This window comes from Acidobacteriota bacterium (assembly GCA_016184105.1).
Taxonomy (GTDB): domain Bacteria; phylum Acidobacteriota; class Vicinamibacteria; order Vicinamibacterales; family 2-12-FULL-66-21; genus JACPDI01.
The window spans coordinates 99,113-122,884 of record JACPDI010000040.1; the positions used below are offsets into that span (position 1 = coordinate 99,113).

Sequence of the window (23,772 nt, forward strand, 5' to 3'; positions counted from 1 at the left end):
TAATATCCTAACCCCGCGTGAAGGCGTTCTACTGCGACAACTTCGTGCTGCCGCTGCCGGCCGCGCACTCCTTCCCGATGGCGAAGTACGCGCGCCTGCACGAGCGGATCGTGGTCGAGGGGATCCTCCGGCCCGAGGACCTGGTCGTGCCGCGCGCCGCCCGTTGGGACGAACTGGCATTCGTGCACACGGCGGAGTATCTGTCGGCCGTCGCGTCCGGCACGCTGTCGCCCGAGGCGCAGCGCCGGATCGGGTTCCCGTGGTCTCCCGCGATGGTGGAGCGCGCGCGCCGCTCCGTGGGGGCCTCGATCGAAGCCTCGCACGCGGCGATCATGGACGGCGCGGCCGCCAACCTTGCGGGCGGCACCCATCATGCCTTCGCCGACGGCGGGGCCGGTTACTGCGTGTTCAACGACGTCGCGGTCGCCGCGCGCGTGCTGCTCGAGGAAGGGCGTGCCTCGCGCGTGGCCGTGCTCGACACCGACGTGCACCAGGGGGACGGCACCGCCCTCATTTTCCGAGATGCGCCGGAGGTCTTCACCTGTTCCCTGCACGGGGCCAACAACTTTCCCTTCACGAAGCAGCGCAGCGACCTCGATATCGTGTTCGAGGACGGCACGCGCGATGACGAATACCTCCGGCGTCTCGGGGAGGCGCTCGAGGCGGTCGTGGCGCACCGTCCCGACGTGTTGTTCTACGTCGCGGGCGCGGATCCGTACGAGCACGATCGGCTGGGGCGCTTGAAGCTGACGATCACGGGCCTCGCCGAGCGTGACCGGCTCGTGTTCGGCACCGCCGTGTCGCGACGCATTCCCGTGTCGGTGTGCATGGCGGGGGGCTACGCCCCCGACGTCGACGCGATCGCCTCGATCCATGCGAACACCGTCCGCGAGGCGCAGCGGGCCTTGGCGATGGCGAAACGCCGCGGGGTGAATGGATCGGGGAAGATAACGAAATGGCCGTAGTCCTCGGGGAGTCCGACGTCCGCCAGCTGCTCCGCATGCCGGACCTGATCGACACCATGGAGCGCTCGCTGCTCGCCTTCTCCAGCGACCAGGTGGAACAGCCGCTCCGCACCGTGCTGCGCGTGGGAGCCGACATCGCGTTTTTCGGGCTGATGCCGGCGTTCCAGGCGCATCCTCCCGCGCTCGGCGCCAAGCTCGTGACCGTGGCGCCAGGAAATGCCGGCAAGGGGCTGCCGACACACCTCGCGACGATCCTGCTGATCGATCCCGCAACGGGCGAGCTGCTCGCGGTGCTCGATGGGCGCTTCATCACCGAGGCACGAACGGCGGCCGTGTCGGCGGCCGCCACCCGCGCGTTGGCGCGCGCCGATGCGGGCGTGCTGGCGATCCTCGGCACGGGGGTGCAGGCGCACAGCCACCTGGAGGCGCTCGCGCTCGTGCGGCCGCTCCGCGAAGTGCGGGTGTGGAGCCCCACCGCGGCGCACCGCGATCGCTTCGCGGACGAGCACGGCGGCTTCGCGGGGCGGGTCGTCGCCGCGGGGTCTCCTCAGGCGGCAGTGGACGGCGCGGACCTGATCATCACCGCGACCTCGTCGGCCGAGCCGGTGCTGGAGAGCGCCTGGGTGCGCGACGGCGCCCACATCTGCGCCGTGGGCGCGTGCCGCCCCGACATGCGCGAGCTGGACACGGAGCTCGTCTCGCGCGCGCGCGTCTACGTGGACTCCCGCCGCGGCGCGCTGGCCGAAAGCGGCGACCTCCTTATCCCGATCGAGGAGGGGCGGTACTCGGCCGATCGCATCATCGGCGAGCTGGGCGAGCTGTTCGCGGGACGCATCGCCGGCCGTGAGAGCGGTCGCGACGTCACGATCTTCGAGTCGCTGGGCATGGCGATCGAAGACGTGGCCGCCGCCGATCTGGTGTACCGGAGGGCGGCGGAGGTGGGGCTCGGCCGTGGGTTGGTGCTGTAGACCGGGTGTGGCCGCCGCGCTGGCGACGGTGGTCATCGCGTTCGCGCCGGCGCATGCGGCCGCGCAGTCGCCCGCAGACCTGCGGCGCGAGGCGTTCGATCTCGCCTACAACCTCGATCACGACGCCGCGCAGGCGGCGCTCGAGCGGGCGCTCGCGCTCGCACCAGACGATGGGGGGACGCATCGGGCGATCGCGACGATCACGTGGCTGAACATCCTGTATCAACGCGGCGCGATCACGGTCGATCACTATCTGGGCAGCGTCGCCAGGCCGCGCGTGGACGTCACACCCCCGCCGCCGGCGCTGGACCGGCGGTTCGACCGGCATTGCGATCGCGCCCTCATGCTGGCGCGCGCGTGGATCGCGCGCGCGCCGAGGTCCGCGCAGGCGCATTACGATCTCGGCGCCGCCCTCGGACTGCGCGCGTCGTACACCGCGTCGGTTGAAGGGCGGCTGCGCGCGGGCTTTCTGGCGGCGCGCGGCGCCTTTGACGCGCATGAAAAGGTCCTCAGCCTCGACCCGCGCCGCCACGACGCCGCACTGGTCCTCGGTAGCTATCGATACATCGTCGCAACGATGTCGCTTCCGATGCGCTGGATGGCGTACCTCGCGGGGTTCGGGGGCGGCAAGGTGCGCGGGATCGAGCTGCTGGAGCGCGCCGCGGCCTACAACGCCGATTCACAAACGGAGGCGCGCTTCGCGCTGATTCTCGTCTACAACCGGGAGCGGCGCTTCGACGAGGCGCTGCGTGTCATAGGCGAACTGCAGGGGCAATTCCCTCGTAACCGGCTATTAGCGCTGGAGCATGGGGCGACCGCGCTGCGGGCAGGCCGCGCCGCGGACGCCGAGAGGGTGCTGTCGGAAGGCATCGGGCGGTTCGAGGGTGACACGCGGCCGAAAGCGGGCGGCGAAGCAGCGATGTGGCACTATAAGCGCGGCGCCGCGCGCGTTCGCCTGCAGCGGCTGAACGAGGCGGCCGCGGACCTGCGCCTCGCGCTCGCACCGGGCGTTCCGGGCTGGATTCGCGGCCGCGCGACGTCGGAGGCGGGCCGCATCGCCGATCTCCGCGGCGATCGCCGCACCGCCAGCGCGCGCTATCGTGAAGCCATCGCGCTCTGCGAAGCCGATCGCGATCCGTTGTGCGTCGCCGAAGCGCGCGCGCTGCTGAACCGTAAGTAGGTATGTCGCTCCCCCGCTGGGCCTGGGCCGTCATCATCGTCGCCGCGCTGTTCGTCATCGGCATCATCGCCATGGCGGGGGCCGGCGTGTATTTCGTGACGCGCCAGGTCCAGGTCGGCTCCGCCACGCCGGCGCGGGCCGAGTCGCTCTTCGACGAGACCCGCGCGCGCTTCAGGAACGTCAGGCCGCTCATCGAGCTGGACCACGACGGTGACATCCTGCGATCGCACCTGCGCGAAGCGCGCGAGGAACGCGAGCAAAAGGGGGGCGCGCGCATCCCGGTCGAGGCGCTGCACGTCCTCGCCTGGGATGCCGACGAGGAAAAAGTCATCCAGATCGCGATTCCTTTCTGGCTCCTGCGCCTCAAGAGAGGTCCGATCGAGGTCTTCTCCGAAACGGCCGGCCTGCGGCGCGCGGGTCTGCGCATCACCGTCGACGACATCGAGTCGCTCGGACCCTCGCTCCTCATCGATCAGCGCGGCCGCGACGGCGACCGTGTCCTCGTTTGGACCCAGTAGCTGTCGCCCCCGGAGGGCGGTGGATCGCATTTAACTCCCTCCAAGCCAACATCTTGCGGTAGGCGCCTCTTTTGCAGACTCGCGGAATGCGCCGGGAGCGATGCCAGGTGCGCCCGCTGGAGAACAAGACGATGACCGGACGGATGAAGATCGTTTCGCTTGCGGTGATTGTGACGATCGCGCCGGCGTTCACGGCCTGCGCGTACGCGCAGCACGGCCCGCGTGGGGGGTACGGCTACGGGCGCGTGGCTTCCCCGGCCTTCGACGTCGGGTATCGCGAGGGGCTCGAGCACGGCGCCAGGGACGCCCGGCGCGGCCGTGGCTGGGGGCTGGAGCACGACCGCGACTACCAGCACGCCGACAAGGGATGGCATCGGCGCTACGGCAGCCGCGAGGAATATCGCCACGAGTTCCGTCGCGGGTACGAGCGCGGCTATCGTGAAGCGTTTGCGCGCTACGACGCGTACGGACGCGGCGGCGGCTACGGGACGTACCCGCCCGGCGGCCGCTACCCTGATGCGCGCGACCCGGAGACCCGTTACCCTGGCGGCGCGTATCCGCGCGGTGGGTATGGCTATCGCTCGCCTGCCGCAGAGTACGGGTACCGCGAAGGGTACGAGCGCGGCCGCGAGGCGGCGCGCGATCGCGACCGGTACGATCCGGCACGCGAGCGCTGGTATCGCGAGGGCGATCGGCACTACGACCGGCGGTACGGCTCTCGCGAGCAGTGGAAGAACGAGTATCGCGAGGCGTTCCGGCAGGGATACGACCAGGGCTACCGCCAGGCGCGGTACTAGGACAGCCTGAGGAAGCGCTTCATGCGCAGGAGGAAAGTCGCTTCCACCTGCGGCGCGCTCGCGGCGGCGGCGCTGTCACGCACCGTGTGCAGCTCCGTCCGCCGCTCCATCGCGGCCCGGCCGACTCGCTCGAGCACGGCCGGGTCTGCTGATGCCACCTGGCGGAACATCTCCGCGTCGATCTCGAACACGCGGCAGTCGCCGCGCGCCGACACCGTGGCCGTGCGAGGCTCGCCGGTGAGCAGCGACATCTCGCCGAAGTAGTCGCCGGGTCCGAGCGTCGCGACTTCGCCCCCCGGCTCCACCGTCACCACGGCTTTTCCAGACGACACCACGAACAGCGACGAACCCGCGTCCCCTTGCCGGACGATGGCGTCGCCGTGGCCGAACAACCGCTCGCGCGACGCGGCGGCCAGCCGCTCGTGCTCCCGGGGGGACAGCGAGGCGAAGATGCCGGCCGTGCCGAGAATGCGCGCGCGCTCCACCAGGCGCTCCGGCGGATCCGCGGGCGGCTCCTGCCGTGAGTACTCCACCTGGATCGGCCACGGGATCTCGATCCCATGACGGTGAAGCGCGTAATAGATCGCGGTGCGCACCTCGTCGCGCGTGACCTCGTCCTTTTCGAAATCATCGACCCAGAACCGCACGCGGTACGTGACCGCCGATGACGCGAAATCCACGAGGACGACGTCCGGCGCCGGCGCCTTCAGCACGCGGCGGCAGTTGGCGAGCGCCTCCTGGAGCGCGGCTTTCACCTCGGCGGGCGGCGCGAGGTAGCTCGCGCCCACCTCGACCTGCAGGCGGGTGGGCGAGGCCGGCTCCGAGTAGTTGGTGATCGCTTCCTTCGAGATGATGTTGTTGGGGACGATGACGAAGTTCCCGGTCTTCGTGCGCAGCTTCGTCGCGCGCCACGTGATTTCGGCGACCCGCCCCTCGAAGCCCCCCACCGTGATCCAGTGCCCCACGCGGAACGGCTTTTCCATCTGGATCGCCAGCCCCGCGAACGCGTTGCCGAGCGTGTCCTGCAGCGCGAAACCGATGACGACCGCGCCAACGGCTGATGCCGTCGCGATCTTCTCCCGGAACACGAAGGTCGCAATCAGCATGAACAGCCCGACGAGGATCGTGTCCTGCATGATGCCGGGAAAGCGGTCCGGCATCCGGTTCTCGCGCAGCGGATTAATCGCGATGACGACGAGCGCGTTCAGTGCGGCCAGCGTGAGGGCGAGCTGCTCCCACGAGCGGATGCGCGCGTCCGCCTCGGGCGCCAGCGCGACGAGCCACAGCACGGCGTTGCCCGCCACGTAGACGAGCGCGAGAAACGCGGAGAGCGAGAGCCGGCGGCGGACGTAGCTGTTCGCGCTCGCGGCACGGCCAGCGAGTGAGACGACCAGCACCGCCGCGCCGAGCGCGAGGTGAAGGGAATGGGTCATGTGATGCGGGCCCGCTTCGCGCGCAAAGCTTCAGCAGTCCTTCAAGCGGGCGCGGTCTCGACGGCCACGTGCACCGAGTCCGATTCCGGGACAGAGAAATTGAGCTTCTCGATGCATATTCCAGCGCCTGTCCAGCGCATCCTGCCTCTGCCTTGCAAGAGAGTAGCACTTGCCGGTGCGTCCGGCTCTGCCCAATCGCTAACTTCTAAACTCCCTCGCGAGCGACTCGATCGCGGCGCGAGTGCCCTCCGTGAAGCGTCCCATCTCGTCAGAGTGAAGAAGACCGAGGTTGCAGATCACAACGAGCTGGCCTATCATGCGGCTGCGTCGCGGATTGTTGAAGGCATCCGCGAGCTCATCGTCCCGTTCTCGCAAGAGGCGGAAGACACCGAGGTACCGCTCGTGGTGAGTTGGTGAACCCTCCCGCAGAATGGCTTGGACCTCCTCCAAGGTCCGTTTGCAGAACCGCTCAAGCATCCACACCGGACGACCCCGCGGCACCACTCGTCAGCTCGTCGCGCAGCTTCTCGATGTGGTCGAACCTGAGATCGAGGTATCGGCTCGCATCGACCGCGGTGATCCGGTTGGCGTCGAGCGCTTCGAGCACGAGCTGGATGAACGGGCGTCCGGCGCGCCCAAGCGTCTTGTCAACGGGAGACGCGATGCCGCCCCTCCGCGGCTTGAGCGAAGACACGTACTCGTTCCAGTCCAACCGCCATTGACGGTAGCCGTCCCAACTCATGGCTCCGGCGCTGCGTAGCCTTGTCGCCATCGCGAGCGGCGTCACGCGGAACCTGGCCGCCAGCGCCCGCACCCTCGCAACGTCCCAGCCGTCACGCCCCACCGCGATGCCCCTGAGCTGCGCCTCGAGAGCGCGCTGCGGAATGAGGGCCTCACTGGCTGCCTCCTCGGCGAAACGTTCGATCTCCATCCACTGGGTGTCGCTGCGAGGCTCGCGCAAGGCAACTGCTTCCTCTTTGCCGAGCGCCAGGACAATGTGAACGAGCTCGTGGAGGAGAGAGTAAATGCGTGCCCCCGGCGCACTCTCTTTACTGTTGATGCCGACCGCCGGCAAGGGGAAGTCGAGGACCGAGACGCCGCGCGTCTGCTCCAGCGGCACCTTCGGAAACTGAAACACCAGCACGCCAGTCTGTTCGACGGCCGCACGCCACCCTCGCCACGCCTGCCACTCGTCCCACCAGGCCAGCTGCTGCTCGATGGCAACGCCCAACGCTTCGCGAAGACGCTGCCCGACTGTTGCCGGGCCTTCGGAGAGGCGAGCGACGGTTCGGAACTCGGGAACCGCAATTCCCAGCTCGTCGTTCAACTGCAGGGCCAGTTCTCTGCGCTGCAACATCAGGCGGAGGGCCAGCCTGAACTCGGGCGACTCGACGCCGGGACGCACGCCAGGTAGCCGACGGTACTCCGCCGCCAACGGCGGAACCGACGGAGGCTGCGGAAGGAAGAACACACCGAACGGCCGATGGTAGTAGCGGGCCAGCTCCTGAGTCTGGCGCACGGTGGGCCTGCGGTCACCGCGCTCCCAGGCTTCGAGGCGATCGAGCTTTACACCCAGGCGCTTCGCGACGGTCTCGGCCGGGTAGCCGCTCTGCTCCCGTGCCCACACGAGGAGGGTCGGGTTCACTTCGGCTGGAATGGCAACCGACATTGCGACCAGTCTACCCCTACGAGGTGTTCGCCGTTGAACACTGCCGGCAGTGGCTGGACGATCCGACGGGGCAGAGCTTCGCCGACAGCCCTGACCACTCGCAGAACACTCTTAGAAGTAACGGAAAGATCTCGGGCTGGGAAGTTGGCGTGCCAACCATTCGGCCGAAGGCGCGAAGGTTGGTACCGGTACGGGGATTCGAACCCCGGTCCCGTGGCTGAGAACCACGTGTCCTGACCCCTAGACGATACCGGCACAGGACTGCAAGAACCTCTAATTGTAGCAACCGCCTTCAAACGGGGTCAAGCGCGTGCGGCATCGTGGCATCATTGGCGGATGCGGATCCTGCTTTCGATCGTGCTTGCTCTTCTCCTTGGGCTGGCGGGGGCGTGGGTGTACTCGGGCCGCGGCGGCGGCCCCGCGATCCTCATCCACCAGCCGGCGACGTTCGTCGGGCAGACCGGAACGCTCGACGTGACGGTGGAGGCGCCCGGCGGGACGCTCAATCGCTTCGAGGCGTACATCGAACAGACAGGAGGCCGCGTACTGCTGGCGACCTCGATCGACGCGGCCGGTCTCCAGGTGAAGCAGGACGGCGCGAACCGCCTGCGCATCACGCGCGCGCTCGGCAAACGCAGCCTGCCCGAGCTGCAGGCAGGCGACGCCACGATAACGGTCGTTGCGGCCCGCCCCGCGCTGTACGGCGTGCGCACGCTCGAAAGCAGGGCCACGCGCGATGTCCGCGTCCGGTTCGAGCCGCCCCGCGTGTCGGTGGCCTCGACGCATCACTTCATCAACCACGGCGGCGCCGAGTTCGTGGTGTATCGCGCCACTCCGTCCGACGTGGTCTCGGGGGTCAAGGTGGGAGATATCGAATACCCCGGCTTCAGCGCGGCGGCCGCCGCGTCCCTCGCCGGCGTGCAGCTGCCGGATCCCTCTCTCAAGATTGCCTTCTTCGCGCTGCTGCACGACCAGGATCTGAACACGCCGATTTCACTCTTCGCACGCGACGAAGCCGGCAACGCCGCGCGCGCCGATTTCGACTATCGTCCGTTTCCCAAGGCGTTCCGCCGCAGCCGCATCGAGCTGAACGACGAGTTCCTCAACCGGGTCGTCCCGGCGATCCTCGAGCACACGCCGGAGGTGAAGGCCGAGGGCTCCGTGCTGGAGCAGTTCCTCGTGCTGAACGGTGAGCTGCGCCGCAAGAACGCGCAGCAGATCGCCGGGCTCGCCTCGAAAACGTCGCAGGCCCCCCTCTTCACGGGCGAGTTCAGGCAGCTCGCGAACTCGAAGGTCGAATCGGCCTTCGCCGACCACCGGACGTACTTGTCCCAGGGACGCGAGGTCGACCAGCAGGTGCACCTCGGCTTCGACCTGGCGACGACGGCAAGTGCGCCTATCGTGGCGTCGAACAGGGGCACGGTGATCTTCGCCGATTACGTGGGCATCTACGGGAACACGGTCGTCATCGATCACGGCCTCGGTCTGCAGTCGCTTTACGCGCACCTCTCGTCGTTCGAGGCGTCGGTGGGCCAGACGGTGGAAACGGGGCAGGCGATCGGCCGCAGCGGGACGACCGGCCTTGCGGGCGGCGACCACCTGCACTTCGCGATGCTCGTGCACGGGCGCATGGTGAGCCCTGTTGAGTTCTGGGATCCGCACTGGCTCGAAGACCGCGTGCTGCGCAAGCTGCGCGACGCCGCGGCGGCACCGTGACCTGTGATATTTCTAAGGGTTGCCATGAGCCGCCTGTGCCTCGCGCTGCCGCTGCTCGCATCTGTGGGCATCGCCGCCTGCGGTGGGTCGAGCCCGTTTGAGTCCGCCGCGCCGAAGCCGCCTGAAGGCGCGCCGGCCGGCAAGCGCGTGGACGCCGCCAAAGCCGGATCCGTCGCGGGCCGCATCGTCTTCGAGGGCACGCCGCCGGCCGCGTCCGAGTTGAAGATGACCGACTCAAAGTGCCCGGCCGGCGAACATCGCCGCGACGAATCGATCGTCGTCCGCGATGGCGGCCTGGAGAACGCGTTCGTGTACGTCAAGGATGGCCTGTCGGGGTACTCGTTCGACATCCCGTCGGAACCCGTCCAGCTCGATCAGGATGGCTGTGTCTACACGCCGCGCGTGCTTGGCGTGCGTGTCGGCCAGCCGCTCAACGTGCTGAACAGCGATCCCGCGCCGCACAACGTGCACGCCGCGGCGAAAGTCAACCGGCCGGTCAATACCGCGCAGCCGATCCAGGGTATGGTCCACACGCACAGGTTCAGCGCGCGGGAAGTCATGGTGCCCTTCACGTGCGACATCCACCCGTGGATGATCGCGTACGTGGGCGTCGTCGATCACCCGTACTTCGCCGTCAGCGGCAAGGCGGGAACGTTTGCGCTCGAGGATCTTCCCGCGGGCACCTACACCATCGAGGCGTGGCACGAGAAGCTCGGCACGCGCTCGACGACCGTGACCCTGGGCGAATCGGAATCGAAAGAGCTCACGTTCACCTTCAAGGCTTCATAACACCCATGGCATTCCGCGTCTTCACGCGCGTGCTCTCCGCCGCCACGCTGTTCCTCATCCTCGCGGGTGCGATGGTGACGAGCACGGGGTCCGGGTTGAGCGTTCCTGACTGGCCCACCAGCTACGGGTACAACATGTTCACGTTCCCGCTGCACCTGATGGTCGGCGGGATCGTCTTCGAGCACGGGCACCGTCTCGTCGCGACCGCGGTGGGGTTCTTCACGATCGTCCTCGCGGCGTGGCTCTGGTGGCGCGATGGCCGAGGGTGGCTGCGGTGGTTCGGCGTCGCCGCTCTCGGAGTGGTGATCGTCCAGGGGGTGCTGGGAGGGCTGACGGTGCTCTACCTGCTGCCGGATGCGATCTCGATCGGCCACGCGGGGCTCGCGCAGATTTTCTTCTGCATGATGATCGCGATCTCCGTCTTCACGTCCAGGGGGTGGATGGACGACCGCCGGGTCGATGATGACCGGATGCTGCGGCGGCTGGGCGCGTGGACGGTGGCGGTCGTGTACGTGCAGATCCTGCTCGGCGCGGCCATGCGGCACACGGGCTCGGGGCTCGCCATTCCGGACTTCCCGCTCGCGTTTGGCGGGCTGCTGCCGCCGCAGTGGGATGGAAAGATCGCGGTCCACTTCGCGCATCGCATGGGCGCCGTCGCCGCCAGCGGGATGATCGCGTGGCTCGTCGTGCGCATCCGCACGCACCATGCGGGCAACCCCTGGCTCACGCGGCCGGCGACGATCCTCGTGCTGCTCGTGACGGCGCAGGTCACGCTTGGCGCGTACGTGATCTGGACCGCGCGCGACATGTACGTCAACTCGCTGCACGTGATGACCGGTGCGCTCGTCCTCGCGACCGCCCTCATCGTCGCGTTGCGGGCACACCGCGGTCTGTTCGGCAGCGCCGCCGCCGCAGGCGACGGGGCGCGGCGGGCAGAGGTCGCCGCGTGATGACGCCGGTCTCCGCCGGATCGCTCGTGCAGGGGACCCGTGGCGGCACGCGCATCGGCCCCGCCGTTCGGACGCGCACCTCCGATTTCCTGCAGCTGACCAAACCGCGGCTCAACGCGCTCGCGGTGGCGACGGCGCTCGGCGGCTACTACATGGCGGGCGGCGGCGGGCGGGAGTTCTCGCTGCTCTTCCACACGATCGTGGGCACCGCGCTCGTCGCCGGAGGGTCGGCCGCCTTCAACCAGTACTACGAGCGCGTGACCGATGGCCTGATGCGGCGCACGCAGGTGCGCCCGCTCCCTGACGGGCGCATGCAGGCGGGCGACGCCTTGTGGTTCGCGATCGTGCTCTCCGCGGCGGGATTGCTGCAGCTCGGGCTCGGGGCGAACCTGCTCGCGGCGGCGGTGGCGCTCGTGACGCTGGTCGCCTACGTCGCCGTCTACACGCCCCTGAAGCGCCGGTCTCCGTTCTCCACCGTCGTCGGCGCGATCCCCGGGGCGCTGCCGCCCATCATCGGCTGGACGGCCGTGCGCGGATCGCTCGAGCCGGTATCGTGGGTGCTGTTCGCCATCGGGTTCCTGTGGCAGCTGCCGCACTTCCTGGCGATCGCCTGGCTGTACCGCGCCGATTACGAACGCGCCGGCTTCCCGATGCTGCCCGTGATCGAGCCGGACGGCCGCAGCACCGGACGGCAGGCGGTGGCGTACGCGGCGGCGTTGCTGCCCGTCAGCCTGGCGCCGGCCGCGTTCGACCTCGCCGGCCCGGTGTATTTCGGGGCCGCGTTCGTCCTGAGCGCCGGGTTCCTCGGGCTGTCGGTTTGGTTCGCCGCGACGCGCTCGACGGCCGCCGCGCGGTGGCTGTTCTTCGGATCGATCGTCTACCTGCCGATTCTCTGGGCGTTCATGCTGGCCAACAAGGCGTGACGATCAACGCCCTCCCGACGCTCAATGCGATCCTGAACGCGATTGCGGCCACGCTGCTCATTTGCGGTTACCTGTCCATCCGGCGCGGCCACATCCAGGCGCACCGTCGCTGCATGCTGGCGGCGTTCGTCGTCTCGATACTGTTCCTGGTTTCCTACCTGACCTATCACGCGCAGGTGGGTTCGCGACGGTATCCGGGTACTGGTACCTTTCGCACAATCTATCTGACGATTCTGTTCACGCACACCGTGCTTGCCGCCGTGGTCCCGCCCCTCGCGATTGTGACGCTCTGGCGCGCGCTCCACGGGCGTTTCGACCGCCACGTGGCGATCGCCCGCTGGACGCTGCCTGTCTGGATCTACGTTTCCCTAACGGGCGTCATCGTGTATGCGATGCTGTATCACTGACCCCTGAACCCTGACTTCTGTCTCCCGACTCCCGCGTCGGGTATCATGTAGGTACTCCCCCGAGAGGCCGCATGCAGACGGCCGTCAGCCTGTTCGACCGCGCCCCGGTCCCCATTGCGCTCACGATCAATCCGCGCGGGGCCGCGGCGGTTGCGGCACTCCTCCTCGCCACGCTGCTCGCCGGACTGTTCGTCTACCGGCGCCGCACCTACATTCTCCAGTGGTCGTGTGCGTGGGGACTCATCGCTCTCTCGCTCGCGCTGCTCGCGCGTGAATGGCCTTCGCTCGCGGCCGGTCGCGCCATCGTCGGCCTGGCGCAACTGTTGAACCTCGCCGCCGCGCTGGTGTTCGTGCTGAGCGCCGACAGCTTCCGGCAGAGACCGCGGTTCAGCATCCGCGATCTCTGGTACGTCCTGCCGCTCGTCCTGTGGTTCACGCTCTCGCCGATCGCGCTCGGCATCACATCGGTTCTCTCGCCGGGTTACTTCCTGACCGGGGCGATGTATGCCACTGCGGCGCTCGCCTACATGCTGCTGACGCTGCGGACGCGGCTCGTCGGCGCGGCCGCGACTGGTGTCGCGTTCCTGCTGCTGGCCGCGCTGCACGGGTGGATGGCATGGGACGCGTCGCGGAACGTGGCGACGTGGGACGTGCGGGCGCTGGCGGCGCTGATCCCCGCCGCGCTCGTGGCGATCGTCGCGGCGCTCGGCATGCACGTCCTCGTCTTCGAGGACATCACGTGGGAGCTGCGCCAGACGAACCGCCGCCTCGAAGCGGCGCACCGCGACCTGGAGCAGCTCGTCATCACGGATCCGCTGACCGGCTGTTACAACCGCCGGTTCTTTCACGAAATCATCGGGCGGGAGATTCAGCGCCGTCACCGCTACGGCACGCCGTTGTCCGTGCTGTTCGCGGACGTCGACCGATTCAAGGCGGTGAACGATACGCTCGGGCACGAGGCGGGCGACGCGGCGCTGCAGCTGGTCGCCGAGTTCCTGCGGAGGAACGTGCGCGAGGCTGATTACCTGTTCCGGTGGGGCGGCGACGAGTTTCTCCTGCTGCTCACGTGCGGCGAGCTCGAAGCCGCACGCAAAGGTCTCGATCTGCAGCGCGCATTCGCCGCCGCCATTGAGGGCGAGCGGTTCCCGAGCGGATTCGGGCTGAGCATCGGCAGCGCCGAACTGCGCGCGGGCAGCAGCGACGTGCTCGCCGTCGTGAAGGAAGCGGACGATCGGATGTACCAGGACAAGACGCGCGCACACCGCCGGGCGCGGGCGTGATCCAAGGGGGACAGTCACACTTCCGACCCGGTCGGAACCGGAAGTGTGACTGTCCCCCTTTTCCGCTCAGTGGTACAGCAGGTACTTCGCACGCAGCTGTCGCCACCGCGCTTCCCCTGCCGCCCAGGATGCCACGATCCGCGCGGGATCCTCGCCGGCCTTGATCCCTTCGAGCGCCTCCTTCGAGCCGAACAGCCGCAGCGCGGTGTCGATGTCGTACTTCGCGCCGTGCAGCCGGTAGATCGCTGCGGCAATCTCCAGGCCCACGCGCACCGGGCGCAGCGCCTGGCGATCGGTGACCACCATGAAGACGCCCTGGCACGGCTCGTTCGCATACGTGCTCGCCGAAGGCGTGAACGCCACCGGGTAGAACCGGATCCCCGGCAGCTCGCGGCCGTTCAGCGCCTCGGCGAGCCGCACGCCGTCGATCCACGGCGCGCCAATCTGCTCGAACGGCGTGTCGGTGCCACGCCCCACCGAGATGTTGGTGCCTTCGATCGCGCCGATGCCGGGATACAGCGTCGCCTGGAGGAGGTTCCGCATGTTCGGCGAGGGATTCACCCACGGGAGACCGGTCGCGTCGAACCAGTCATCGCGCCGCCAGTTCTTCATCGCCAGCACCGTCAGGTCCGCCCCGATCTTGTTTTCGCCGTTGAACAGCTGCGCCAGCTCGCCCATGGTCAGGCCGTGCCGGATCGGCATCGACATGTAGCCGGTAAAGCCGAGCGCTGCCTTGTCGAGCATCGGCCCTTCGATCTGCACGCCGTTGATGGGATTCGGCCGGTCGACGACATACACCGGCATCTTGCGTCTCGCCGCCTCTTCCATCACGTACGCCATCGTCGTCATGTACGTGTAGAAGCGCGCGCCGATGTCCTGCAGGTCGACGATGAGCGCGTCCACGTCGCGGAGCATGGCGTCGGTCGGCCGGCGCGTATTGCCGTAGAGCGAGTGAATCGGCAGGCCCGTCTTCTCGTCGCGCGAGGAGGGGACCGACTCGTCGAGGATTCCGCGGATGCCATGCTCGGGCGAGAAGAGCGCAACCAGCTTCACGTCTTTCGCGTCGTTGAGGAGATCGATCGTGGACTGGCGGTCGCGCGCGATGCCCGTGTGGTTCGTGACGAGCGCGACACGCCGTCCTCGCAACGCCGAGAAGGCGTCGGCGCGAGATGCGTCCAGGCCGGTCTGTACCGGCGACCACGAGGGGCGCGGCGGAGCGCTCCCCGCGACCGCGTTCGTGTTCACCGTCCAGGGATGCACCGTGCGCGTGCCGAGCGCCGTCCGGTCGACCAGCGCCGCCGCCACCGTTGTGGCGATGCGCGCGCGCAGCGGCGTGACATCCCCCTTTCCGTACGGGTGCACCCGGTTGGACAGAAACACGATGAACACGCCGGTCGTGGGATCGATCCAGAGCGACGTTCCGGTGAATCCCGTGTGGCCGAAGGATCCGGGCGGCAGCAGCTCGCCTCGGTTGCTCGAGAACGCGCTGTCCATGTCCCAGCCGAGTCCGCGCACGTTCCGCTCGCCGGGCGGCGTCGAGGGGCTGGTCATCCGGGCCACCGTCAGCGGTGCGAGGACCCGCCGGCCGTTGAAGCTGCCGCCCGCGAGCAGCATGCGGCAGAAGATCGCCAGGTCGGCCGCCGTGCTGAACAGGCCGGCGTGGCCGGCGACGCCGTCCATCCGTCGCGCGGTCGGATCGTGGACGATGCCGCGCAGCATCGATCGGTCCGCGCCTTCGCACGGCCAGCCGTACGCCGTGCAGAGCTCGGTGGGCGCGATGCGCGCGCGAAGTCGCTCCGGCGGATTGAAGCCGGTCTCGCGCATGCCGAGCGGCTCGAAGATGTGCTTCTTCGCGTAGGCGTCGAGCGGCTCGCCGCTGACGCGGTGGACGATCTCCCCGAGGAGGAAATAGTTGATGTCGCTGTACACGAACCGCTCGCCGGGCCGCGAGGCCGGCACCTCTTCGGCCGCAAGCGCGATCGCGGTGCCGTACCCCTTCCAGTCATGCGACACGTCGACGTCCGGCCGCAGCCCCGAGACGTGCGTCATCAGGTGCAGGACGGTGATGCCGGCCTTGCCGTACTTCCCAAACTCCGGGATGAACGTGGCGACGCGGTCGCTCAGCCGGACCTTGCCCTGCTCCACGAGCTGCATCACGCTGGTGGTCGTCGCGACGACCTTGGTGAGCGACGCGAGGTCGAAGATCGTGTCGGCCGTCATCGGCTCGGCTGCCGGGCTGAGGGCGCGGTGGCCGAACGCCTTCTGGTAGATGACGCGGTGGCCGCGGCCGACGAGCAGCACGGCCCCGGGTGTTTTCTTCGCGGCGATGGCCGCCGTGATGTGTTCCTCGACGCGGCTGAGGCGCGCCGGGTCGAAACCGGCGGCGGCGGTGGCGGAACCGGCGTCGGAGGGCCGCGGCTGAGCCAAGGCGTTGGCGGTGACGCAGAAACAGAAAATGAGGGCGAATGTCAGCGTTCGCATGGTGCGGCGCGATTATACTTTGGGCCCATGCGACGCTTGAGGACCCTGGCAGCCGTGACGGCGCTGGTGGCCTTGCCCGCGGCTGCGTTCGGGCAGCTTGGAACCGGCCGCGTCGCCGGGACGATCCGCGACGAGAGGGGACGGCCGTTGAAAGGGGCCACGGTCGTCGCGGCCAACGACGTGTATTTCCCGCGCTCGTTCAGCGCCGCCACTGACGACAAAGGCCGGTTCAGCATCCTTGGACTGCGCCGGGCCATTTACAAAGTCACGATCCGAGCGGCCGGCTTCGAGACCGTCACCTTCGATCTGCCGGTTGTCTCCGGGCCGCGGAATCCCGCCCTGGACCTCAAGCTTGTGCGTTCGCTCGAGCCTGCGCCGCCGCCCTTGCTCGCCAACGCGGACGCGGCACGGCTGCAGACAGAGCTGGATGAGGCCGCGTCGCTCGTGGCCGCGGGCCGGATCGAGGCGGCGATTGCCGCGTACGGGCGGATCGCGCGATCCACGCCGGCACTGACGAGCGTGAACCTGCAATTGGGCTATTTGTACGAAGTCACAGGCGATCGGCGTTCGGCCATCGCCGCTTACGAGGCCGCGCTGAGGACGGACCCCACGAGCATCCGCTCCCGCGAGGCGCTCGCACGGCTCAATAGGCCATAACACGATCCAGCGCCGTTCAGGAGCGTGACATACTGGTTCCATCCGCATGGGCCGCCCTTCCCCCGCCAAGACGGTGGGCACACGTGGCGCAGCCGGCCGACGGTCGCGCCGGCGCTGGATCGCGTTCGCGGCGGTCGTCCTCGTGGCGGCGTTCGCATCGTGGTTCGTGTCGCGCCCGCGGTCCACGTTCCCGCCCGTTGTCAGGACGGCCGACCAGAACGTGCTGCTCATCACGATCGATACGCTGCGCGGCGATGCGCTCGGCAGCTATGGAGGTCGCGCCCGCACGCCGAACCTCGATCGCCTGGCCCGCGAGGGGGTGCGCTTTACCTTCGCGCACGCGCACGCGGTCGTAACGCTTCCCTCTCACGCGAGCATCCTGACGGGCCGCTACCCGTTCGAGCACGGTGTCCGCGACAACGCCGGCTTCCGCCTCGCCGATTCGGCGGAGACGCTCGCGGAGGCGGCGCGGGCGAAGGGCTTCGCCACCGGGGCGTTCGTCGGCGCCTTCCCCCTCGATCGGCAGTTCGGGCTCGCGCAGGGGTTTGACACGTACGACGACCTGTCCGGCCGCGAAGTGGCGCCCGACGACTTCGCGTTCAGCGAGCGGCCCGCCGGCGAAGTTGTATCGGCCGCCACCACGTGGATCGGGCAGCAACGCAAGCCGTGGCTCGCGTGGGTCCACCTCTTCGATCCGCACTCGCCGTATGCGCCGCCGCCGCCGTTCGAAACGGAGTACGCGGGCAACCGCTATGCCGGCGAGGTGGCGTACGTCGATGGGGCGCTCGGGCCGCTGCTGGATCTCGCGCGTGCGAGCGACCGCCCCACGACCGTGATCGTCACCGGCGACCACGGCGAAGGGCTCGGCGCTCACGGGGAGCCCACGCACGGCGTGTTCGCGTACGAGACGACGTTGCGCGTGCCGCTGCTCGTCGCGCAGGTGCTCGGCGAATCCGGCGGACGCGGTGCGACGAGCGACGTCCCCGTGCGCCACATCGACATCCTGCCGACGATTGCCGACCTCATTGGCATCGGCGTGCCGGGCGACCTGCCCGGCCGTACGCTTCTCGCCGCCGTGCCTGGCGAGCGCGAGCCGCGCCACACGTACTTCGAGGCGATGACCGCGACGCTCAAGCGCGGGTGGGCGCCGCTGCGCGGCGTGATCGCGGGCCGCGAGAAGTACCTCGACCTTCCCGTCGAGGAACTGTACGACCTCGGCGCCGACCCGCACGAGGAGCGCAATCTCGCCGCCTCCGCGGGCGAGCGCGTCCGCGCGCTGGCGTCCCGGCTGTCGGCATTCGGCGCGTCGCTTCCTGGCGAGCAGTCGGCGGAGACCGCCGAGGTGCGCGCGCGGCTGCAGTCGCTCGGCTATCTCTCCGGCTCAGCGCCGCGCAAGCCGCGCTACACAGAAGAGGACGACCCGAAGCGGCTGATCGATGTCGATCGTCTGATGATCGAGGGAATCGAGCTGCAGCGCGCGGGGCGGAGCGCGGAAGCCATCGGCGCCTACCGGCGCGTCATCGCGCGCCGCCAGGACATGGAGCTGGCCTATCGCCGGCTCGCCTACATCCAGTGGGAGAGCGGCGCCACGCGCGATGCGATCGCGACGCTGCGCTCGGCCATCGCGAAGCTCGGGCCGCGTGTGGAAACGGAGATCAGGCTCGGCAGTTACCTGGCGGAAACCGGCGCGATACAGGAGGCGCTCGTCCTGCTCGGCCGCGCCACGGCCGCCGAACCGGGCAATGCCGAAGCGCTCAACGCGCTCGGCATCGCGTACGCGCGCGCCGGGCGAAACGTGGAGGCGCTGCGCACGTTCGAACGTATCCTGGAGTTGGACCCCCGCAATGCGTTCGCGCTCGAGAACGCGGGCATCGTGCACCTCGATCGCGGCGATCTGGCCGCCGCGCGCGCCGCGTTCGGGCGCGCGGCCGGGAACGACCCGCGGTCCTCGCGCGCGCGCGCGGGTCTCGGCGTGGTCGCCATCAAGTCGGGGCGGCGCGACGAGGCGATCGCGCACTGGCGTCGCGCGGTCGATCTCGACCCGAGAAACTTCGACGCGCTCTACAATCTGTCCACGGAGCTTGTGAACGCCGGGCGCGCGGCGGAGGCGCGCCCGTACCTCGAGATGTTCGTCCGAACCGCGCCGCCGGCCTTCTACGGCCCCGACATCGCGCGAATCCGCCGGCTGCTCGCCGAGGGACGGACAGGCACGTGGTGACCGGGCGGAGACTCGCCGCGTGGCTGGGCGCCGCCGCGATCGTGACCGCGGCGCTGCTCGTCTGGTGGCGGCATCAGGCTGCCGGCACTGTCCGCGCCGACGGACCCATCGTCCTGATCTCGATCGACACCCTGCGGGCCGACCGTCTGCCCGCCTACGGCTACACGCGCATCCGGACGCCCAACATCGACCGGCTCGCCGCCGACGGCGCGCTCTTCGAACGGGCCTACTCGCAGTCGCCGCAGACGCTGCCGGCCCACACATCGATCCTGTCCGGACGGCTCCCGTTCGCGCATGGCGTCCGCGACAACATCGGGTTTTCCGTCGCGAAAGACGAGCGCATGCTGCAGCACGCCCTTCACGAAACGGGCTTCGAGACGGGCGGGTTCGTCTCGGCTTACGTGCTGCGCCGCCAGACCGGCATCGGCGCCGGCTTCGACGTGTACGACGACCGCCTGCCGCCTGCGTCGGCCGACAAGCCGCTCGGCCAGGTGCAGCGTTCGGGCGGGGACACGGTGGCCGCGGCGATCCGCTGGATCGACGGCCGGGCATCGCCGAAGTTCTTTCTCTTCGTTCACATCTACGAACCGCACAGGCCGTACTCGCCGCCGCAGCGGTTTGCCGCCGCCGACCCCTATGACGGCGAGATCGAATACTCCGACGCGATTGTCGGCCGTCTCCTGGACGATCTGCGTGCCAAGCGCCTGTACGACCGCGCGACGATCGTCCTGGTCTCGGATCACGGCGAGGGGCTCGGCGATCACGGCGAGGACGAGCACGGGATCTTCCTGTATCGCGAGACGATACAAGTGCCCCTGATTGTGAAGCTGCCCGCATCGCGCGGCGCGGGCCGCCGCCTTTCGACACCCGTGCAGCAGATCGATCTCGCGCCGACGCTCCTCGATCTGGGCAGTGCGGGCGCGGCCGGGTCGCAACCCCGCGACGCGTTGCCGGGCCGGTCGCTCGTGCCGATCCTCGACGGCACGGGCGCAATCGCCGAGACGAGCCTGTATGCGGAATCCCTCTCGCCGCGCTACCACTTCGGCTGGAGCGAGCTGTACGCGCTCACCGACGGCCGCTACCGTCTGATCCGCGCGCCGCGTGACGAGCTGTACGACATCGCGCAGGATCCGGCCGAGCGGCATTCCATCGCCGGCGATCGCCCCCAGGTCGTCAGCGCGATGCGCCGCGCGCTCGACGGGCTGATCGGGGCCGCGGCGGTCGGGCGTCCCTCCGCGGTGTCCGACGAGGATCGCCGCCGGCTTGCCGCGCTCGGCTACGTCGGAACGCAGACCGGCGCCCCACTGCTGCTTCCGGCCGATCGACTCCCGGACCCCAAGGACAAGGTCGCGGTGCTGCAGAAGTACAGGCGCGCGACGGATCTGGCCGGCGCGCGCAGGTTCGCGGACGCGTCGGCGCTGTACCGCGAGCTGCTGCGCGAAGACCCTGAGCTGACCGACGTCTGGCTCCAGCTTGCCGAAGTTTACGGGCGTCGCGGACTGGTCGTGGATGCAGTCGCCGCCTATCGCGAGGTGCTCAAGCGAAGCCCGAAGGACCCCGCCGGCCTCACCGGCGCAGCCGCGGGACTCCTGCGGCTGGGACGCCTGGACGAGGCGCGCGCGCACGCGGAGCTGGCGCTGGACGTCGCGCCCGCCGGGGCGCACGAACTGCTCGCCCGGATCGCGATCGAGCGCGGCGACCCCGCCGAGGCACGGCGCCACGCGAAGCTCGCGCAGGCTGCGGACCCGGGCCTGCCGATGACGGCGTTCGCCGAAGGGCTGCTGCTGCACCGGGAGGGCCGCTTTGCCGCGGCGCTCGGTCAGCTCATGGCGGCGAAGGAGGCACTCGCAGATCGCACCGTCCAGATGCCCGATGTCCACTACTACATCGGCGATTCCCTCGCACGCCTCGAGCGATACGACGAGGCCGAGCGGTTCTTCTTGGCCGAGCTGGACCTCCTGTCGGGTCACGTGCGCGCGAGAGCCGGCCTCGCGATGCTCTACAAAGCGCAGCGGCGCGACGCGGATGCCGCCCGTGCCATCGCGGACCTCATCCGCCACGCCCCGACGCCCGAGGGCTACGACGTGGCCGCACAGCTCTGGACGATGTTCGGAGAGCCGGCGCGCGCGGCCGAAGTGCGCGCCGAGGCCGGCCGCCTCCCGAGGTAAGATAGGAATTCCAGCGCGCTCCGCAGCCTCAGGGGGATCACCCGTGAACTTACCTGTCCGCCTCACGGCGGTTCTGCTGCTGTTGCACGCGGCGCCCTCAACCGCGCAGCAGCCCGCCGACTCCAGGCCCACGTTCAAATCCGGCATCGACGTCGTGCGGCTCGATGTGCGCATCACCGATGCCGCCGGACGGCCGATTACGGATCTGCGGCAGGAGGAGATCGAGATCGTCGAGGACGGTGTCTCGCTTCCGATCGTGCTTTTCCAGAGGCTCATCGAGCCGGCCGAATCGTACGTGGACGCCGCGATTCGGGCGGTCACCGCGGAAGTCTCCTCCAACGAGGCCTTCCCGCGCGGGCACCTGTACATCCTCATCTTCGACCAGCAGCACATCACGCCGGGCAACGAGCAGCGCGCGCGCCGGGCCGCCGAAGGGTTCATCCGGCGGCGCGTGCGGCCGTCGGACCGCGTGGCGCTCTTTGCGATTCCCGGACCCGGCCCGCAGATCGGCTTCACCGCGGACAAGTTGCGCGCCATCCGGGAACTGGAGGCGATCCGCGGCTCCGGTGAGCGTGTCGTCTCCAGCCCGGTCGGCACGATGAGCGTGTACGAGGCGCATCAGGTCGTCCAGGGCGACGAGCGCCTGCTCACCGAGCTGGTCATGCGGCTGAACCGGGATCCGGCGGCAGACATCTCCACCGGCCGTGCCGACGAGACGGTGAACACGCGCGCGGCGGCTGCCGCCGAGGATCCGCAGATCGTGCGCCGCGTCCTTCAGGAGAACGCGCGCACGCTGGTGGCGCAGAGCGACAGCGCCACCCGGCAGTTCCTGCAGCGGCTCGCGGACGTGATCGCGGGCTTTCGCGGCATCGAGGGGCGCAAGACCGCCGTGCTCTTCTCCGAGGGCTTCTTCCAGGACAACCTGTCACGGGAGCTTGAGACCGTGGCCGCCGCGGCCGCGCAGAGCTATTGCGTCTTCTACACGTTCGATCTCAACCAGCGGACGAACACGCTGAACGACGCATACGCCGCCGACAGCACGCTCGCCAACGAGATACAGGCGCGCATCGCGCCGCTCTCGACGCTGGCGGCAGAGACCGACGGGATGATGGTCGTCGACGCGGCGAGCCGTGGCGTGCAGGCGCTGGACCGCCTGGCCGACCAAGCGCAGGACTACTACCTGATCGGCTTCATACCGTCCGAGCGGGCGCGGGCCGACCGCGGCAAGTACCGCCGCCTGAGCGTCAGGGTGAGGCGTGACGGCGCGCGCGCCAGCACGCGCACCGGATGCGCGCTACCGCCTGATGCCACCGCACCCGCGGATCGCCGGCGTGCGATCGACAGCGTGCTCGGTGCACCGTTCGTGCAACAGGGCTTGCGGATCGACTACACGACGTACGTGATGAAGTCGCCGGAGTTCGGCCGCCAGCGCGTCGTGCTGAGTCTCAATGCGGATCTTCCAGTCCGCTCGACGCCCGCCGACGCCGCCGACGTCGTCTTCATCGTTCGCAGCGTGCGCGACGGCCGCGTCGCGGCGAGCGGCACCGACACGATCCCGTTGCCAGCCTCGCCGCGCCCGGGGGACCCGATGGGAACCGGCGCCTGGCGCGTGCAGTTCGACGTGCCGGCGGGCGCGTACCTGATGCGCGCGGTCGTCCGCGAACCGGGTGGCCTGGTGGGCAGCGCCGACCGCCGGCTCGACATCCGCCCGCTCGACGGCCCCGACCTGGCCGTCAGCGACCTCGTGCTGGGCTCGTCGGTCGCCGGCCTGCCCGTGCGGCCGCGCGCCTACACCGGCGATGGGCTGTCCGGCGTGCTGGAGACGTTCGGGCGGACGGCGGTACAGCTCGAAGACCTCGATGTCACGGTGCAGCTCCGCGATGCCGGCGGCTCGAGCGTCACGACGCTGAAAGCGGATCTGCAGCCCGCGGAGCGGCAGGACGACGGCGTTCGCCGGCGCGCCAGCTTTCTGCTGCCGCTGGAGGACGTGTCCCCGGGCAACTACCTCGCGCACGCGATCGTCCGGGCGCGCGGAGAGATCGTGGCCGAGCGCACACGCCAGGTCGAGGTCCTCCCGGGGCGTGCGCCCGCGCCGTCGGCGACCGACGATCCGGTGCTGCCGCTGGAGTCCGTCTCTCCCCTGGACGTCACGCGAGGCGATCTCGGCCGCGCGTACGTCGGTTCGCTGATGCGGCAGGCGGACGGAACCGTCATCTCCATGGCGGCGCGGCGCGCGACCGAGGGGAAGTGGGAGGAGGCGGAGCTTGAGCTGCGCCGTCTCGCGTCCGACACGAGCATGGCAGCCGAGGCGCTGCGCGGGCTTGCCCTGTTCGTGCGCGAGGACTACAAGGGCGCCGCCGCCGCGTTCGAGCGCGCGTGGACCGCCGGGCCGCGCAACGCGCTCACCGCCTTCTTCCTCGGATGGGCGCGCGAAGGAGCGGGCGACAGCTCGGGCGCGCTCAGCGCCTGGCGCAGCGCAACGCACCTGGACCCGGCGCTCGTGTCGGCGCACCTCGCGCTCGCCGACGGCTACCTGCGGATCTCGCAACCCGCGCTTGCCATGCAGGCGTTGCGGGCCGGATTGACGGCGATCCCCTCGTCGCCCGAACTGCAGTCGCGCCTCCGGCAGATCGAGGGCATTCATCGGTGAATG

General features: G+C 69.4%; 19 protein-coding genes and 1 tRNA gene. 16 read left to right on the top strand and 4 right to left on the bottom strand.

Translation table 11 applies throughout. The annotated features are described in order from the left end of the window. The first annotated feature begins 17 nt into the window (after window positions 1–17). The 5 genes from HYU53_14505 to HYU53_14525 all read left to right on the top strand — a co-directional run bounded on the left by HYU53_14505 (window position 18) and on the right by HYU53_14525 (window position 4,428). On the top strand, window positions 18–965 hold the full coding sequence (locus HYU53_14505) for a histone deacetylase (protein MBI2222404.1): 948 nt from the start codon (window positions 18–20) through the stop codon (window positions 963–965). Continuing rightward, complete coding sequence (locus HYU53_14510; GenBank protein ID MBI2222405.1) at window positions 956–1,933, top strand: ornithine cyclodeaminase family protein; 978 nt, start codon at window positions 956–958, stop codon at window positions 1,931–1,933. The genes HYU53_14505 and HYU53_14510 overlap by 10 nt, the downstream gene beginning before the upstream one ends. 7 nt (window positions 1,934–1,940) lie before the next feature. Continuing rightward, a complete protein-coding gene (locus HYU53_14515; GenBank protein ID MBI2222406.1) occupies window positions 1,941–3,113 on the top strand; it encodes a hypothetical protein in 1,173 nt (390 codons plus the stop codon). 2 nt (window positions 3,114–3,115) lie between these two features. Continuing rightward, a complete protein-coding gene (locus HYU53_14520; GenBank protein ID MBI2222407.1) occupies window positions 3,116–3,631 on the top strand; it encodes a hypothetical protein in 516 nt (171 codons plus the stop codon). Window positions 3,632–3,717: 86 nt separating this feature from the next. Beyond that, window positions 3,718–4,428, top strand: coding sequence for a hypothetical protein (locus tag HYU53_14525; protein MBI2222408.1), 711 nt, complete (start codon window positions 3,718–3,720; stop codon window positions 4,426–4,428). On the opposite strand, the gene HYU53_14530 is transcribed toward HYU53_14525, so the two are convergent. Continuing rightward, window positions 4,425–5,861, bottom strand: coding sequence for a mechanosensitive ion channel (locus HYU53_14530; protein ID MBI2222409.1), 1,437 nt, complete (start codon window positions 5,859–5,861; stop codon window positions 4,425–4,427). The two genes, HYU53_14525 and HYU53_14530, sit on opposite strands and share 4 nt — an antisense overlap. A 273-nt stretch (window positions 5,862–6,134) precedes the next feature. On the opposite strand from HYU53_14530, the gene HYU53_14535 reads away from it, so the two are divergent. Beyond that, entirely contained in the window at window positions 6,135–6,278 is a 144-nt protein-coding gene (locus HYU53_14535) for a hypothetical protein (protein MBI2222410.1), read from the top strand. 52 nt (window positions 6,279–6,330) lie between these two features. Here HYU53_14535 and HYU53_14540 read toward each other — a convergent pair whose 3' ends face one another. Next, window positions 6,331–7,530, bottom strand: coding sequence for an ImmA/IrrE family metallo-endopeptidase (locus HYU53_14540; GenBank protein MBI2222411.1), 1,200 nt, complete (start codon window positions 7,528–7,530; stop codon window positions 6,331–6,333). A 180-nt stretch (window positions 7,531–7,710) separates the two neighbouring features. Further along, window positions 7,711–7,785 (bottom strand) — tRNA-Glu (locus tag HYU53_14545). An 81-nt stretch (window positions 7,786–7,866) separates the two neighbouring features. Here HYU53_14545 and HYU53_14550 point away from each other — a divergent pair. The 6 genes from HYU53_14550 to HYU53_14575 all read left to right on the top strand — a co-directional run bounded on the left by HYU53_14550 (window position 7,867) and on the right by HYU53_14575 (window position 13,595). Next, window positions 7,867–9,246 carry a M23 family metallopeptidase gene (locus HYU53_14550; protein MBI2222412.1) on the top strand — a complete coding sequence of 460 codons (1,380 nt, stop codon included), beginning with the start codon at window positions 7,867–7,869 and terminating at the stop codon, window positions 9,244–9,246. A gap of 24 nt (window positions 9,247–9,270) precedes the next feature. Beyond that, window positions 9,271–10,035 (top strand): hypothetical protein, encoded by a 765-nt coding sequence (locus tag HYU53_14555; GenBank protein MBI2222413.1) that lies wholly within the window; start codon window positions 9,271–9,273, stop codon window positions 10,033–10,035. A gap of 5 nt (window positions 10,036–10,040) precedes the next feature. After that, on the top strand, window positions 10,041–10,985 hold the full coding sequence (locus tag HYU53_14560; GenBank protein MBI2222414.1) for a heme A synthase: 945 nt from the start codon (window positions 10,041–10,043) through the stop codon (window positions 10,983–10,985). Further along, window positions 10,985–11,908, top strand: coding sequence for a protoheme IX farnesyltransferase (cyoE, locus tag HYU53_14565; GenBank protein ID MBI2222415.1), 924 nt, complete (start codon window positions 10,985–10,987; stop codon window positions 11,906–11,908). The genes HYU53_14560 and cyoE overlap by 1 nt, the downstream gene beginning before the upstream one ends. Further along, window positions 11,905–12,315 carry a DUF420 domain-containing protein gene (locus HYU53_14570; GenBank protein MBI2222416.1) on the top strand — a complete coding sequence of 137 codons (411 nt, stop codon included), beginning with the start codon at window positions 11,905–11,907 and terminating at the stop codon, window positions 12,313–12,315. The genes cyoE and HYU53_14570 overlap by 4 nt, the downstream gene beginning before the upstream one ends. A gap of 71 nt (window positions 12,316–12,386) precedes the next feature. Next, window positions 12,387–13,595 (top strand): GGDEF domain-containing protein, encoded by a 1,209-nt coding sequence (locus HYU53_14575; protein MBI2222417.1) that lies wholly within the window; start codon window positions 12,387–12,389, stop codon window positions 13,593–13,595. A 66-nt stretch (window positions 13,596–13,661) separates the two neighbouring features. On the opposite strand, the gene HYU53_14580 is transcribed toward HYU53_14575, so the two are convergent. Further along, window positions 13,662–16,076, bottom strand: coding sequence for a DUF1343 domain-containing protein (locus tag HYU53_14580; protein ID MBI2222418.1), 2,415 nt, complete (start codon window positions 16,074–16,076; stop codon window positions 13,662–13,664). 27 nt (window positions 16,077–16,103) lie between these two features. Between HYU53_14580 and HYU53_14585 the strand changes: the two genes are divergently transcribed. From HYU53_14585 to HYU53_14600, 4 genes are read left to right on the top strand one after another with little or no spacing between them, the layout of a single operon-like run. Continuing rightward, window positions 16,104–16,733, top strand: a complete 630-nt coding sequence (locus tag HYU53_14585; protein MBI2222419.1) for a carboxypeptidase regulatory-like domain-containing protein — start codon at window positions 16,104–16,106, stop codon at window positions 16,731–16,733. A gap of 46 nt (window positions 16,734–16,779) precedes the next feature. Next, window positions 16,780–18,951 carry a sulfatase-like hydrolase/transferase gene (locus HYU53_14590; GenBank protein MBI2222420.1) on the top strand — a complete coding sequence of 724 codons (2,172 nt, stop codon included), beginning with the start codon at window positions 16,780–16,782 and terminating at the stop codon, window positions 18,949–18,951. Continuing rightward, window positions 18,948–21,119 (top strand): sulfatase-like hydrolase/transferase, encoded by a 2,172-nt coding sequence (locus HYU53_14595; protein ID MBI2222421.1) that lies wholly within the window; start codon window positions 18,948–18,950, stop codon window positions 21,117–21,119. The genes HYU53_14590 and HYU53_14595 overlap by 4 nt, the downstream gene beginning before the upstream one ends. A gap of 43 nt (window positions 21,120–21,162) precedes the next feature. Continuing rightward, window positions 21,163–23,769 (top strand): VWA domain-containing protein, encoded by a 2,607-nt coding sequence (locus HYU53_14600; GenBank protein ID MBI2222422.1) that lies wholly within the window; start codon window positions 21,163–21,165, stop codon window positions 23,767–23,769. The last annotated feature ends 3 nt before the right edge of the window (window positions 23,770–23,772 follow it).

Bases quoted from the DNA above. Each gene is read 5' to 3' on its own strand.
- HYU53_14510 (MBI2222405.1), top strand. From the start codon at position 956: ATGGCCGTAGTCCTCGGGGAGTCCGACGTCCGCCAGCTGCTCCGCATG.
- HYU53_14520 (MBI2222407.1), top strand. From the start codon at position 3,116: ATGTCGCTCCCCCGCTGGGCCTGGGCCGTCATCATCGTCGCCGCGCTG.
- HYU53_14525 (MBI2222408.1), top strand. From the start codon at position 3,718: ATGCGCCGGGAGCGATGCCAGGTGCGCCCGCTGGAGAACAAGACGATG.
- HYU53_14530 (MBI2222409.1), bottom strand. From the start codon at position 5,861: ATGACCCATTCCCTTCACCTCGCGCTCGGCGCGGCGGTGCTGGTCGTC.
- HYU53_14540 (MBI2222411.1), bottom strand. From the start codon at position 7,530: ATGTCGGTTGCCATTCCAGCCGAAGTGAACCCGACCCTCCTCGTGTGG.
- HYU53_14550 (MBI2222412.1), top strand. From the start codon at position 7,867: ATGCGGATCCTGCTTTCGATCGTGCTTGCTCTTCTCCTTGGGCTGGCG.
- HYU53_14555 (MBI2222413.1), top strand. From the start codon at position 9,271: ATGAGCCGCCTGTGCCTCGCGCTGCCGCTGCTCGCATCTGTGGGCATC.
- HYU53_14560 (MBI2222414.1), top strand. From the start codon at position 10,041: ATGGCATTCCGCGTCTTCACGCGCGTGCTCTCCGCCGCCACGCTGTTC.
- cyoE (MBI2222415.1), top strand. From the start codon at position 10,985: ATGACGCCGGTCTCCGCCGGATCGCTCGTGCAGGGGACCCGTGGCGGC.
- HYU53_14575 (MBI2222417.1), top strand. From the start codon at position 12,387: ATGCAGACGGCCGTCAGCCTGTTCGACCGCGCCCCGGTCCCCATTGCG.
- HYU53_14580 (MBI2222418.1), bottom strand. From the start codon at position 16,076: ATGCGAACGCTGACATTCGCCCTCATTTTCTGTTTCTGCGTCACCGCC.
- HYU53_14585 (MBI2222419.1), top strand. From the start codon at position 16,104: ATGCGACGCTTGAGGACCCTGGCAGCCGTGACGGCGCTGGTGGCCTTG.
- HYU53_14590 (MBI2222420.1), top strand. From the start codon at position 16,780: ATGGGCCGCCCTTCCCCCGCCAAGACGGTGGGCACACGTGGCGCAGCC.